Source organism: Rhodococcus sp. NPDC079359, from assembly GCF_040702585.1.
Taxonomy (GTDB): domain Bacteria; phylum Actinomycetota; class Actinomycetes; order Mycobacteriales; family Mycobacteriaceae; genus Rhodococcoides.
Genome location: NZ_JBFBLH010000008.1, coordinates 200,017 through 213,608, shown reverse-complemented (window position 1 = coordinate 213,608; position 13,592 = coordinate 200,017). Strand labels below are relative to the sequence as shown.

Annotated in this window: 13 protein-coding genes; 7 read left to right on the top strand and 6 right to left on the bottom strand. The window is 63.0% G+C overall.

Features of this window, described 5'->3' with window-relative positions:
• The first annotated feature begins 3 nt into the window (after positions 1-3).
• The 4 genes from AB0362_RS19685 to AB0362_RS19670 all read left to right on the top strand — a co-directional run bounded on the left by AB0362_RS19685 (position 4) and on the right by AB0362_RS19670 (position 5,600).
• Positions 4-1,602 (top strand): FAD-dependent oxidoreductase, encoded by a 1,599-nt coding sequence (locus AB0362_RS19685; protein WP_317810808.1) that lies wholly within the window; start codon positions 4-6, stop codon positions 1,600-1,602.
• A 162-nt stretch (positions 1,603-1,764) separates the two neighbouring features.
• Positions 1,765-2,574, top strand: a complete 810-nt coding sequence (locus AB0362_RS19680; protein WP_269595441.1) for a hypothetical protein — start codon at positions 1,765-1,767, stop codon at positions 2,572-2,574.
• Between the two features lie 90 nt (positions 2,575-2,664).
• Complete coding sequence (locus tag AB0362_RS19675; protein WP_317810809.1) at positions 2,665-3,963, top strand: DUF2786 domain-containing protein; 1,299 nt, start codon at positions 2,665-2,667, stop codon at positions 3,961-3,963.
• A 20-nt stretch (positions 3,964-3,983) separates the two neighbouring features.
• Positions 3,984-5,600 (top strand): AMP-binding protein, encoded by a 1,617-nt coding sequence (locus AB0362_RS19670; RefSeq protein ID WP_317810810.1) that lies wholly within the window; start codon positions 3,984-3,986, stop codon positions 5,598-5,600.
• Positions 5,601-5,609: 9 nt separating this feature from the next.
• Here AB0362_RS19670 and AB0362_RS19665 read toward each other — a convergent pair whose 3' ends face one another.
• Both AB0362_RS19665 and AB0362_RS19660 read right to left on the bottom strand, forming a co-directional pair.
• Positions 5,610-7,205 (bottom strand): ABC-F family ATP-binding cassette domain-containing protein, encoded by a 1,596-nt coding sequence (locus AB0362_RS19665; RefSeq protein WP_317810811.1) that lies wholly within the window; start codon positions 7,203-7,205, stop codon positions 5,610-5,612.
• A 188-nt stretch (positions 7,206-7,393) separates the two neighbouring features.
• Entirely contained in the window at positions 7,394-8,071 is a 678-nt protein-coding gene (locus AB0362_RS19660) for an ElyC/SanA/YdcF family protein (protein ID WP_317810812.1), read from the bottom strand.
• A 318-nt stretch (positions 8,072-8,389) separates the two neighbouring features.
• On the opposite strand from AB0362_RS19660, the gene AB0362_RS19655 reads away from it, so the two are divergent.
• Positions 8,390-9,763, top strand: coding sequence for a dicarboxylate/amino acid:cation symporter (locus AB0362_RS19655; protein ID WP_317810813.1), 1,374 nt, complete (start codon positions 8,390-8,392; stop codon positions 9,761-9,763).
• 60 nt (positions 9,764-9,823) lie between these two features.
• On the opposite strand, the gene AB0362_RS19650 is transcribed toward AB0362_RS19655, so the two are convergent.
• The 3 genes from AB0362_RS19650 to AB0362_RS19640 all read right to left on the bottom strand — a co-directional run bounded on the left by AB0362_RS19650 (position 9,824) and on the right by AB0362_RS19640 (position 11,556).
• Entirely contained in the window at positions 9,824-10,219 is a 396-nt protein-coding gene (locus AB0362_RS19650) for a hypothetical protein (protein ID WP_317810814.1), read from the bottom strand.
• Between the two features lie 13 nt (positions 10,220-10,232).
• A complete protein-coding gene (locus AB0362_RS19645; protein ID WP_366236057.1) occupies positions 10,233-10,793 on the bottom strand; it encodes a DUF3558 domain-containing protein in 561 nt (186 codons plus the stop codon).
• 73 nt (positions 10,794-10,866) lie between these two features.
• Positions 10,867-11,556 (bottom strand): DUF998 domain-containing protein, encoded by a 690-nt coding sequence (locus AB0362_RS19640; RefSeq protein ID WP_317810816.1) that lies wholly within the window; start codon positions 11,554-11,556, stop codon positions 10,867-10,869.
• Positions 11,557-11,667: 111 nt separating this feature from the next.
• On the opposite strand from AB0362_RS19640, the gene AB0362_RS19635 reads away from it, so the two are divergent.
• Positions 11,668-12,009: a helix-turn-helix domain-containing protein gene (locus tag AB0362_RS19635; RefSeq protein ID WP_068050928.1), complete on the top strand. Its 342-nt coding sequence runs from the start codon at positions 11,668-11,670 to the stop codon at positions 12,007-12,009.
• 45 nt (positions 12,010-12,054) lie between these two features.
• Entirely contained in the window at positions 12,055-12,498 is a 444-nt protein-coding gene (locus AB0362_RS19630; protein WP_317810817.1) for an SRPBCC domain-containing protein, read from the top strand.
• A gap of 61 nt (positions 12,499-12,559) precedes the next feature.
• Here the strand turns inward: AB0362_RS19630 and AB0362_RS19625 are convergent, their stop codons facing one another.
• Positions 12,560-13,579, bottom strand: a complete 1,020-nt coding sequence (locus AB0362_RS19625; RefSeq protein ID WP_317810818.1) for a superoxide dismutase — start codon at positions 13,577-13,579, stop codon at positions 12,560-12,562.
• Between the last annotated feature and the right edge of the window lie 13 nt (positions 13,580-13,592).

The following is a 13,592-nucleotide window of genomic DNA, read 5'->3' as shown; positions in this document are numbered from 1 at the left end:
CTCATGCCCCACGTCGTCACCCAGTCATGTTGCAGCGACGCATCGTGCGTCTACGCGTGTCCTGTCAACTGCATCCATCCCACTCCCGACGAGCCGGACTTCCTGACGGCGGAGATGTTGCACATCGACCCGCAGTCGTGTGTCGACTGCGGCGCATGCGTCTCGGCCTGCCCGGTCGATGCCATTGTGCCGCAGGCGAAACTGACAGAGGCACAACTGCCGTTCCTGACGATCAATGCGGATTTCTACAAACAGGAGCGCCCGCCTCGGCCCATCCTGGCACCGGTCACGCCTGCTGCGTCGGTCTCGCGGGATCGTCAGCCGCTGCGAGTCGCGATCGTCGGATCGGGCCCATCGGCGATGTACGCCGCGGACGAGCTGCTCACGCAGCCGGGGGTGAGCGTCGACGTCTACGACCGACTCCCACAACCACACGGCCTCGCTCGACTCGGCGTCGCACCCGATCATCAGAAGACGCGTCAGGTATCTCGCCTGTTCGAAACCATCTCTGCACAAGAGGGATTCACGTACCACCTCGGCGTGGAGGTCGGCAAGGACGTCACGCACGACGAGTTGATGGACACCCACCACGCCGTCATCTACGCGGTCGGGGCTTCATCGGATCGTGAGCTCCGTATTCCCGGTGCCGAATTGCCCGGGCGCAGTTCGGCAACCGACTTCGTCGCCTGGTACAACGGCCACCCCGACCACGCACATCGCACATTCGATCTCTCGCACGAGCGCGCGGTGGTCGTCGGCAACGGCAACGTTGCCCTCGACGTCGCCCGCATTCTGACGATGAATCCGGATGCCCTCGCTCGGACCGACATCGCTCCGCACGCGTTGGACGCATTGCGCCACAGCTCCATTCGCGAGGTGGTCGTCGTCGGTCGCCGCGGCGTGGCGCAGTCCGCCTTCACCGTTCCCGAGTTTGCCGGGCTGCTGACCGTCCCCGATATCGACCTGGCCATCGACCGCAGCGAACTCGCGCTCGATCCAGTCACCGTCCGACTCGCAAGCACCGACGACCTTCCCCACGCCGTGGCGCAGAAGCTGCAGTTGCTTCGCCACGTCGACGAATCCCCCGAACACAGCGACGGCCGCAGGCGAATCACCCTGCGCTATCTTCTCTCCCCCACCCGCATCCTCGGCACCGATCGAGTGACGGGCGTCGAGTTCGAGCGGATGGGCCTGTCCGCCGACAGCGAGGACGTGGTTCGCAGCGTCCCGACCGGCGACGTGGACGTCGTCGAGGCCGGGCTTGTCCTCACCTCCATCGGCTACCGCGGCGTCGCGCTCCCCGGAGTTCCGTTCGACGATCGTGCCGGCATCATTCCCAACAACGGCGGGCGCGTCCTGGAGGAAGTAGGTGGGTCGACGGCGATCGGCACGTACGTCACCGGCTGGATCAAGCGTGGCCCCTCGGGATTCATCGGCACCAACAAATCTTGCGCGCAGGAAACCGTCGGACACCTGGTCGACGACTTCAACGCCGGTCGCCTGACGGACCCGATCGAGTTGCCCAGCACGTGGCCGGCCGACTCGAGTCGAAGCCCACTGCGACGCTCCAAAGCACTGCTCTCGACGCTGCGCCGCTCCTGACCGATCGCTCTTCCCGGTTGGGATCAATGTGCCTTTCGGTCACTCCGAGTGCAACAACGTCGCATTCATCCGGACGGCCTCGAGGTTGAAGCGTCTACTATCGGGGTAACTACAGTCATCGGTCACCGACTCACGGCGGGCCAACACCTCGAGGAGCACGAGATGCCGGCCCTGCGACGCATCTTCACCAGAACCGCTGTCCCAATTGTCGGTATTGCCATGGCGTTGGTATGCGCGGCACCGGCCCAGGCTTTGCCGACACCCGGCGACCTCTCCGATGTCTCGGCACGGACGTCGTTGTCGTACGAACATCTCCCGACAGGGACCTATGTGGGCAGCGCTGAGGACAATTCGGCGCGCCCGGGACTGTCGACGGTCAAGCTCTACATGGCCGATTACGTCGTCCGCTTCGGCGATGGTTCGCCGAGAGACCTCGACCTCGCCGCGCGGATGATCCAGGTCAGCGACGACAGTGCCGCATCGACGCTCGACAACAAGTACCCCCAGGCCATATCGGCGACCGCCGCGGAGTACGGACTCACCTCTACCTCGCGGGGAGGTTTCTGGGGCAGCTCGTCCACGAGCACAGCCGACACCGTGCGATTCTTGGCGGCGAAGAAGCGCACCGATCCCGCAAGCCCGGTCCTCTCCTGGATGAACACCGCGGCTCCTGTGGCACGCGACGGAATGGTTCAGGACTGGGGCACCCAGCAGTTGGCCGGCGTGACGGGGAGCAAGTGGGGATGGGCCGACGACCGGTCGAGTGTTGTCGCGTCAGCGTCGATCGGCGATGATTTCGTCGTCGCCTCCAACACGTACGGACCGAGCAGCACCAACACCGACGACGTCTTGGGCGCGCTCGGCGGAATCGAATTGACGGCACCGCCCGCCGCCGTCTCTGTTCCGAACCTTCCCGTGATCCCCGGTCTGCCGTCGGTCGAGGAACTGCTGCAGATGCTTGCCCCTCGCTGACACGTTCGAAAAGTTTGTCGGACCCCTCCCCTACTCTGCGTCTCACCGAACAGTTCGGTGACCACACCGGGGGACGTGGAGGGGACGACGATGAGTCGTATCGATTTGGACAGCTTTTTCAAGTACACGCGGGCGACCAGCGCGTGGCAGGATGCCGATCCGAGCGAATTGCTCGACAGCGGAATCGGATTCGCCCAACTCGGATCAGTGGGGAAAGACAGGGTCCGGCTGGTAGCGGAACGCTTGGCCGCTCTGGATGCGCAACAGAGTCGTTCGGTGCACGATCGCGCGGCGCGAACACTCGACGATGCTCTCGACACGGCGTTCGAGAACGGTTGGCAGCCCGCCGAACTCGTCCATGTCACGCTTCAGTGCGCCGGAGGCGATGGCACAGTGGTCATGGTCGAGGCCATCGGAGCACACACGGCGCGAAGCTCGGCCGAGCGCCTCGCTCCGGATTCATGGCGTGATCAGCTCTCCGAGCTGCACGTCGACTCCGCCGGGGGCGCGACCGCAGAGAGACTTCAGCGGTGGCGTTCGTACAACCGACGATCGTCGGCGCAGTCCTGGTACACCCTTTTGCTCGTACTCGGTTGTTCGACATGGCTGTTGCCCCTCGAGAAGCTCCTTCCCCCTCCGGCCCGGTGGACCTCACAGTCGGCAGCGACCGGCCCCCGGCGAGCCACGGACTCGAAGATGCTCGGCAGAATCCGAGGGCTGCTGGCCAAGGCCGAGTCGACGCAATTTCCCGCTGAGGCCGAGGCGTTATCGGCCAAAGCCCAGGATTTGATGACGCGCTACGCGATCGACAGCGCGCTTCTCGATGTGGGAAACCCTCGCAGCCTGATCGACGATGTCGTCACGCGACGCATCATGGTGAGCAATCCGTACTCCAAAGCCAAACTGCTTCTGCTGCACTGCGTATGCCATGCAAATGGTGCCAGGACACTGTGGAAGAAGAAGTACTTGTTGGCCAGCATCATCGGCATGCCTGTCGATCTCGATCTGTGCGAGCTCCTCTACACCTCGCTACTCGTGCAATCGACGCGCGCACTCGACGAGGTGGCCGATTCGCCGGCAGCGCGGACCCGAAGTTTCCGCAACGCTTTCTTGATCGCCTACGCCCACCGTATCGGGGAACGACTGACCGAAGCACGGGACCGCGCCACCGCGGCCGCCACTCGACAACACGGCTCTGCGCTGGTGCCCATCATGGCGGAACGAACCGACGCAGTCGACCGAGCATTCGCGGCCCGGCATCCGAAGACGAGAACGATCAGGTTCAGCAGCGACAATGCAGCGGGATCGCATGCCGGCCGTGCCGCCGCCGAACGCGCGGACCTTACCGGTGGGCGCGAACGTATCGACAAATCCGATCTGGCCTCCTAGTGCGCGCTACATTGGCTGGCATGACAGGTCTGGATACTCCGCTGACGCCCCTTCGCTTTCTCGAACGCGCAGCGGAGGTCCACCCTCACAAGACCGCCGTGGTGGACGGGCCGAGGACTTTCACCTACGAGCAGTTCGCTGCCGGCGTCACCCGGCTCGCGCACGCACTGCGCGCGTCGGGTGTCGGCCACGGAGATCGGGTGGCCTACATCGCGTCCAACTCTGCGGAGCTGTTGTTCGCGCACTACGCGGTTCCACTGGCCGGTGCCGTTCTGGTCGCAATCAACACCAGACTGTCGCCCGCCGAGGTTCGCTTCATCTGCGATCACTCCGGTTCGGTTCTGCTGGTGGGTGATTCGGAGCTGCTGTCCGGGCTCGGAACAGATCCGATCGCCGATTCGGTCCGTGAGATCGTCGAGACACCCGCCCCCGACGGCACGTACGCAACGCTGCCGCACGCCACTCGATACGATGCCTTCCTCGAGCGAGGCTCCGACGATCCACTGGAGTGGGAGGTCGACGACGAGACGTCGACCATCACGATCAACTACACCTCGGGCACCACCGGTCGACCCAAGGGCGTGATGTACACCCACCGCGGTGCCTATCTCAATTCGCTCGGAGAACTGCACCACCAGGGATTCGGCATCAACACCCGATACCTGTGGACACTGCCGATGTTCCACTGCAACGGATGGTGCACCACCTGGGCGGTCACGGCCGCGTCGGGCACGCACGTGTGCCTCCGCGGAGTGCGCGGAGACGCTATCTGGTCGGCCATCGACAACGGTGTCGACCACCTTGCCGGCGCGCCTACGGTGCTGACCACTCTTGCCACTGCCGCAGAGGCGCATTCGCTCGACAGACCCCTGACCATCGTCACGGCGGGCGCTCCACCGAGTCCGACGATCATCAGCAAGATCCGAGCGCTGGGAGCGACGCTCGTACACGTGTACGGCCTCACCGAGACGTACGGTCCGTACTCGGTGTGCGAGGCGAAACAGGAATGGCTCGAATTGGACGCCGACGACCAGGCTCAGCGCTTGGCTCGACAGGGAGTCGGCATGCTCACTGCCGACCGTTTGCGCGTGGTGCGAGACAAGCCGGATGCAGGCGGAACGTTGATCGACGTCGAACCCGACGGCGTCGAAATGGGTGAGATCGTCATGCGCGGCAACAACGTCATGAAGGGGTACTACGACGACGCAGCCGGTACGACGCAGGCCTTCGCGGGCGGCTGGTTCCATTCCGGAGACCTCGGGGTGATGCATCCCGACGGCTACGTTCAGCTGCTCGATCGCGCCAAGGACGTCGTCATTTCCGGCGGCGAGAACATCTCGACGATCGAGGTCGAACAGGCACTTGCCAGCCACCCAGCCGTCGCCGATGTGGCGGTCATCGGAGTGCCGGACGACAAATGGGGAGAGCGACCGAAGGCATTCGTGGTGCTGGTGCCGGGTGCGGACGCCTCCGAGGCAGACCTCGTGTCGCACGTGAAATCGGCTATCGCGTCGTACAAAGCCCCGCGCGCAGTCGAATTCATCGTCGAGTTGCCGAAGACATCGACCGGCAAGATCCGAAAGAAGGAGCTGCGCGACGCCGAGTGGGGCACGTCCACGTCGAAGATCAACGGGTAGCCCGGAAGGTCAGGCCATCTGCACACCGGCGATTTCGGTGACGCCGCCCTTGCCATCGAACGACAACTGCCGAAAGGCCACCTTCTCGACGAAGAACCTGTCGTGACTCACCAGAATCACTGCACCGGGAAACGCCATCAACGCGCGTTCGAGGACCTGAGTGCTCTGCAGGTCGAGGTGGTTGGTGGGCTCGTCGAGCACGATGACGCCTGCGCCGAACAGTAGACACTGAGCCAGGGCAACGCGCGCCTTCTGGCCGCCGGACAGAACTCCGATCTTCGACTTGAGATCCAGCTCGGAGAACTGCAGCAGCGTCAGGAAGCGGTGCACTTCCTTCTTCGTTGCCGTGAGTGCGAGACTGCCCGGCATTGCGTTGACCGAATGCGACACGGTGTCGTCGAGATCGAGATCGGCCAGCACCTGGTTGTAGTAGATGAACGACGGAGCCTTGGTCTTCCATTTGATCTTGCCGTCGTCCGGTTGCTCGGCACCGACGAGGATATCCACCAGAGTGGTCTTTCCACATCCGTTGGGTCCGGTGATGGCAATGCGGTCGCCGCGGTGCACGGTGAACGAGATGTTCTCGAAAAGTCGTTGCTCGCCATAGCTTTTGGAGATTCCACTGATCTCGGCCAGGTTGTCGTGCACGTGCAGTCCGCCGTAGATCGCAGTGACCACCGTGTCGACGGGGCGCGGACTCTTGCTCTTCTTGATGTTCGCCAGCCGACGCTTGAGCACCCCGCTGGGGTTCTTCACGGCTTCCTTGCGATCGCTGATCGCTTCCTGCTCGTAGGCCAGCAATTGTTGTTCGTTGCTGAACTCACGTTCGAGGTTCTTGAGCCTGAACTGCTTCTGCTGAACGTATTCCGAATAGCTTCCGTCGTACGTCTGCAGGTGATGGTTCTCGATTTCGACGATGCTGGTGACGACCTGCTCGAGAAACGCGCGGTCGTGCGAGACGACGAGGAGCGCACCGCGGAAGTCGCGTAGCCACCGTTCGAGCCAGGCGATTCCGGCAACGTCGAGGAAGTTGGTCGGCTCGTCGAGCAGCAGAACGTCCGGGGCCTCGATCAGAATCTTGGCCAGCGCTGCGCGGTTGCGCCAACCACCGGACAGGCGATCGACGGGGAGCTCACGTCGTTCGGCGTTGAATCCGAGCATCGACAGCACAGTGTCGATCTGCTGGTGGTAGGTCCAACCGCCGCTGTTCTCCATGGCGTCGAGCAGTTCGGCTTGCCGATCGACGAGCTTGTACATCTGCTTCTCGTCGAGATCACCGCCGAGTGCTGCCTCGACTTCGGCCAACTCGACCTCGATCGCGTGGACAGCGACGAACAGCGATTCGAGCTCCGCTTGGATGCTGCGATCGCCGTCGAGTTCCGAGAATTGCGAGAAGTACCCGATTCGTGCACCCTCGGTGACATCGACGGTTCCGGAATCGGGCGTCTCACGCCCGAGAAGAAGCTGCAGCAGGGTGGTCTTGCCTGTGCCGTTGCGGCCGATCAGACCGATGCGATCGCCGTCAGCGAGACGAAAGAACACCTCTCGCAACATCACCTTCTGGTCGTATCCCTTGGCGACGTCGTTCAAGCGGATCCAGCTCAAGCGTTCACTTCTCCTGAAAAAACGGGTCCGCTGAGTCGTCGAACCGGGCCAGCTCACTGTAGCCGGGCTGGAGCCGTCGCCGTCCCTGTCGTCCGCCTGATCGGCTCCTCTGCTTCGAATGACCGACGCCGATCGGAGGCACATATCCAGAACCGAGGGGCTGATCCACACCTCGCCGTCGGGCACACTCATCGGTCGGTGATGCTCGCGAGCGAATCGACAGGCGGGGAGACCACCACGGGATCGCGGCCGGACCACAAATCCAGCACGGCCTTGGGACGCGCCAACAACTCTCGCGCGTAATTCCGCACCACCGCAAGGGTATTGCAGTCGATGCACTCCGCCGTGACCCCATCGACGTCGAGGTCCATGTCCTCGCACAACGCTACTGCTCGCGATACATGAAGGGGTTGACTGATGATCAGTCCGCGTTCGACCCCGAAGGTCTCTTTCGCCCGTGCGCAGGTGTCGTAGGTGTCGATGCCGTGATCGTCTCCGATGATCACCGCAGGATCGATTCCGTGCTCGATCAGATAGTCGGTCATCGCTTGAATCTCGTTCCCCGAGTTACCGTCTGCATCACCGGAAACCAGAATTGCCTTGATCTTCCCGGCCGCCATCAACGCAATCGCAGTGTCGAGACGTCCGGAGAGAAATCGCATCGGCTTGCCGTCGCGCACCTGCGCACCGAGGACGATGGCCACCGGTGCGTCCGGCGCATCCTCGACGTCGTAGACCTTCCCCGCCGTCGCGTATGCCACCCAACCGGCCGATGCCAGAACGACGGCAACCAGAGCTGCGACCAATGCGCAGAAGGCACGAACGAGTCGCCCGGCCAATCCTCGGGGCTTCGATACGGTACTCATGATCTCGTTTCGTCGGTGGGAAGAAACCTCAAGCTAACCCACGAATACGAAGTCCGAGCGTCGCCGAGGCGCACCCATACCGATTCCACAGTGATCCCTCAGAGCCCGCCCCTGCTTGATTGCACTGTTCGGACACGGAGTACCGTTCGATCAGTGAATCCGCTGCTGACCTCTCGACGCTATGTCGACTTGCGTCTGCAAGCCAGCGCTACCTGTTGACGGTTCTCTAGACCGCATCCCCTCCGCTCGGCCGATCGGCCGGCGAGCATTTCTGTCGTCCATCCTCGGCGACCCCTCTCCTTTTCGAAAGGCATATCCATGTCTGCGCCCAGCGCTACCCGAACGCGCCGTGTCCCTACCTGGGCAACCGCGTTCGGTCCACAGATCGTTGCCGGTCTCGTCCTCGGTGTCGTATTGGGACTCATCGCCCGGTCTATGCCCGATGCTGCAGACGGCAACGAGAACTGGTTGGTCGGCACTCTGTCGACGATCGGTTCGAGCTACGTCAAGCTGCTCACCGTCGCGGTGATCCCGCTGGTGTTCACCGCAATCGTCAGTTCGATCGCCAACCTGCGCGAGGTCACCAACGCTGCCCGTCTGGCGATTCAGACGCTGTGGTGGTTCGCCATCACGGCATTCATCGCCGTCATCATCGGCATCGTGATCGGATTGGTCGCGCAGCCCGGTTCGCGTACCAGCGCAGGTGCCGATTCGGCGGGCGATCCGTCGAGTGTCGGGTCGTGGTGGTCGTTCCTCACCGGACTGGTACCGAACAACTTTCTCGCACTCGGCGCGAAGACCACTGTCGCCGAGAGCGGCACCGCAACCACATCATTGAGCTTCAACATCTTGCAGTTGCTGGTGATTGCCGCTGCCATCGGTATCGCAGCGCTCAAGGTCGGCAAGAAGGCCGAGCCGTTCCTCGCGTTCAACGCGTCGCTGTTGGCCATCGTGCAGAAGGTTCTGTGGTGGATCATTCGCCTCGCGCCGATCGGCACCGCCGCACTCATCGGCAACGCGGTGGCGACCTACGGCTGGGATGCCATCGGCTCGCTCGGCGTCTTCACCGTGTCGACCTACGTCGGTCTGGCTGTGGTGTTCTTCGTGGTGTACCCGGTGATCGTTCGCGCACATGGACTTTCGGTGCGCAACTTCTACTCGGGAGTGTGGCCTGCCACCCAGCTGGGCTTCGTCTCGCGTTCGTCGATCGGAACCCTGCCACTCACCGAACGCGTCACCGAACGCAACCTCGGAGTCCCGCGGGAGTACGCGTCGTTCGCTGTTCCCCTCGGGGCAACCACCAAGATGGACGGTTGCGCGGCAATCTATCCCGCGATTGCGGCACTGTTCGTCGCTCAGTTCTACGGCATCGATCTCACCATCACCGACTACCTGCTGATCATCGTGGTCTCCGTGATCGGTTCGGCCGCAACGGCAGGAACAACAGGTGCGACGGTGATGCTCACCCTCACGTTGTCGACACTCGGATTGCCGTTGGCCGGCGTGGGTCTGCTGCTCGCGGTAGAGCCGATCGTGGACATGGGTCGCACCGCAGTCAACGTCACCGGTCAGGCATTGGTGCCGACCATCGTCGCCAAGCGCGAGGGAATTCTCGACCTCGAGCGCTACAACGCTCCGCGGAACGGCGATCCCTTCGTCGACGAGGAAGCGGGAGTGGAACTGGCCCGCTAGCAGCGTGTTTCGAACGATCGATCCCGACGACCGTGCAACTGGGTCGTCGGGATTTTTCGTCTATCTCGGCGGGGACAGCGCCTCTACGGTGGCGGCAGTCGCGGTATCCGTGGCCTCGACACTGGCGAAATAGTGTTGAAAGAACTCCCGCATAGTCTTGATGATCTCGATCTGCCGTGTAATCGCGAAGCGGGCGGAGCCCTCCTCCCCAACTGCCAAACGATGAAACTTTGCCCCGAGCATCTGGGCTGACGGCAGCTCACCGAATGCTTCGGGCGACGACAGCCCGACGGTCATCTCGAACATTTTGTCCAGTTCTTCGAGATAGTCAGAGCACGCCTTATCGCAGGCCACCGCCACATCGACTTCGACGCGAAGTTCGCCAGCGCTGGCCTGATCGCGCAACGATCGCCAATACGCGAGGTTGTCTGTCAGACCGAAAGTCGAATCAGTCACTGCGGCACGCCTTTCATTTCGGCAAGTAAGACTGAAGGTCCTCGGCATGCTTGGCGAGTTCGGAACAGGGGTCGCCCAGCAAGTCTTTCGAACCAATTTTGTGGAGGATGAAAATGATCAGATTGCCGCCTGCGTCGAGTGCGACACTGCAGCCCTCCGGTGGCATGCCGTCCCCAGGGATGTTGTGCTGCACGGCCGCGCGAGGTCCCACTTGGACTGGAACCTGTCCTACGTTCTGAGGACTGCTCAAGTACTGATCGAGCGAGTTGATCGAGGACTGAACAAGGAAGAAGTACCAAGGGTTATCGGAGGGCCCATCCCACGCACAGTTCTTCCAGCCGGGGTACGTCGTGATGCCCGCGAAGTCCGGTCGCTCGGTGCTGACGTCCAATCCACTTGCGGTCACGGCAGATTTGGGGATGGTGCAGGGGTCGAATGGCTCCGGGCCGGCTGCCACCGTCGTCGATTCCGGCGAAGAGGATTCACTGGCGGCGGGTGTTCCCTGCGTCGATCCCGTGCAACCCGCCAACACCAGGGCCGAAGCACACACCGCCGCGAACCGCCGCCCACCCATTACCCGCATTCGTTCAACCTCTCGACACAGACGTCACTGAGAGGTTGGACGCGAGGGGCACCCGATCGGTTCCCTATACGCGCTGCGAGGCCTTGATCTTCTGCGACTCGACCGCGTGAACACTCCTACGCTCCGCCGCCCACACCCACAGGGCCAGCGATATCAGCGCGACCACTTCGGCGACGACGAGCACTCGCTCCACGTAACCGAGGGTGACCACCCGGTACCAGGGTCGCGGGCCGGTGGCACCGGCGACCAGTGCGTAAACGATGGGCAGCAACGTCACGACCGACAGCATGCTCAGTCCCAGAGTGATCCGGGCCCGAGCCGCCCACACGGCGTCACGAATCCAAGGACAGGAGAAGAGAAAGACGGCTACCGGGATGCTGACGAACGCCACAGCCGCACCGAGTCGGTGAATCGTCCCGCCGACGCTCAGCGACGCGTCGTTGGACCAATCCTGTTTCGGCACCGCGACGACGGCCACGAGTCCCACGGTCCACAGAGTCAGGCAGATCGACGCGGCCGATGTGGGCCGAGTGAGTCGATGCCGAAGTGCGGCCGCAAGAGTGAGTGCCGAACCGAAGGCGAGCAGGACGACCCCGATCGAGAACACCCATTGCTGCGCACCGAGTCCGTATTCGCTGATCGTGCGGCGCAAGTGCGAGGGCGTCTGCAAAGCGGTGTACAGATCGAGAACCAGCACCACCAGCGCACCCAACACGATCAACAGAGCGCCGATCCTGGCCGGTCGAATCTGCACGTTGTCTCCACCCTCCGGGACGACGTCGATCGCCGTCCACACTCCATGTTGCCCGAAGAACCGATCTACATCCCTTGACCGAGGCTGTAGCGTCGAATAACGTACAACCACATGGTTGTAGATCAGCTGGATGACGCCGGCATCGATCGCCTTTTCCAGGCATTCGCCGACACGACGCGTCGCGACATCGTCGCGAAGGTCACTGTCGGCGAGCAGTCGGTCTCGGAGTTGGCTTCTCACTACGCCATGAGTTTCGCCGCCGTACAGAAACACGTCGCAGTTCTCGAACGCGCTGCGGTGATCACGAAACACAGGCGCGGCAGGGAGCAGATCGTGCGAGTTCGATTGGACACCATCGCCCGAGCCCGAGCCTTGCTCGACGGATACGAAGAGATCTGGCGAGATCGCGTCGGGCGGATCGACGAACTTCTTTCCCAGGACGAGAAAGGCTGAATCATGCCGTTCATCAGCTCACACAAGGATGCAGAGAATTTGACCATGACCGTGGTCGCGGAGTTCGATGCGAAAGTCGAACGCGTCTGGCAGATCTGGGAGGATCCACGCAAGCTCGAACGGTGGTGGGGTCCGCCGACATGGCCTGCGAAATTCGTCTCCCACGACTTCGTTTCGGGCGGCAAGGCGTCGTACTACATGTCCGGGCCCGACGGCGAAAAGGCCGCCGGCTGGTGGCTTTTCAACGATATTTCAGCTCCGACCACGTTGTCCTTCGACGACGGGTTCGCCGATGACTCCGGCAACCCGTCGTCGACGCTGCCCGTCACGCACGCCGTGGTAACTCTCGAGGACGTCGACGGCAGAACGCGCATGACCATCCGGTCTCGATTCGACAGCCTGAGCCAGCTCGAAGAACTCGTCGCGATGGGCATGGAGGAGGGCATGGCGTCGGCGATCGGTCAGATCGACGCCATCGTCGCGGAGTGATCGTTGTGCGTGGAACCTCGACCCCTGCTACGAGTTTCCGCGCACCTGCGGCGCAGCCGCTCTACTCGGGAACGGAGCTGACGGTGAACGGCTCGACGGGCTCTCCCCCACGCTTGTCGAACTGACTGTTGACCACGAGCAGTCGATCGTCCACTGCCGCAACGGTTGTCGGGTAGGCGAACGATGCGTCGGTGATTTCGCCGGTGACCGCGCCGGTTCTGCCGTCGTCATCGAGGTCGACCTTGGCGATGAGCCCGTCACGATTGCGGACGACGTACAAGGTGTCGTCGTCCATTTCGAGGCCGTCGCCGTTGGTCAGGGTCGCGCCGCCGAGGTCCACCTGCGTGACCTCTTTCGAGGTCTTGTCGATCCGATAGAGGTTGCCGGTACTGGACTGCACGACGATCAACGCCGATTCGTCGTCGTTCTCGACGATGCCGTTCGCGTTGAAGCCCTCCCCGTACGCGAACGGAGTGCCGTCGAAGCTCACGAACGTCTCCAACGGAGCGTCCTGCGTTCCGGCCGTCATCTGCTCGACGGGAATGCGGTACAACGCCGGGCTGCGTGAGTCCGTGATGTAGGCATCACCGTTGTCGGCTATGGCGACGTCGTTGAGGAATGTCGCATCGGTGCCGAGACCGTTGGTGAACGTGCCGATCAGATCGCCGGAATCGGCGTCGTACACCCATACCTTGCCGGTGGCCCCACCGGCGATCACCAAGTAGTCGGGGCGATCGTCGTCGTCGGTCACGTCGAGTCCGGCAGCCGCGGTGCGTCCGTCCGCGCCGCCGGGCAGGAACACCGAGACATCCGGGGAGCCGACGGTTCCGCGGAACACCGCGCCATCGGATGTCGACGTCACATAGAACGTGTCGTCCGCGGCCGTGATGCCCTCGGGGAACACTCCACTGCCGGGCAGGTTGTAGACCGTCGCCGAGCTCGAACTCGGTGATGTCGACGCCGGCGCGGACGAATTGCTCGTCGTGGCCGGTGCCGGATCGGGCGAGTCCGAGGACCCGCAGGCACTCAGAAACAGTGTGGCGACGGCAACAGCGGGGGCTACTCGGGAGACTCGGTTCACACCATCGAGTGTT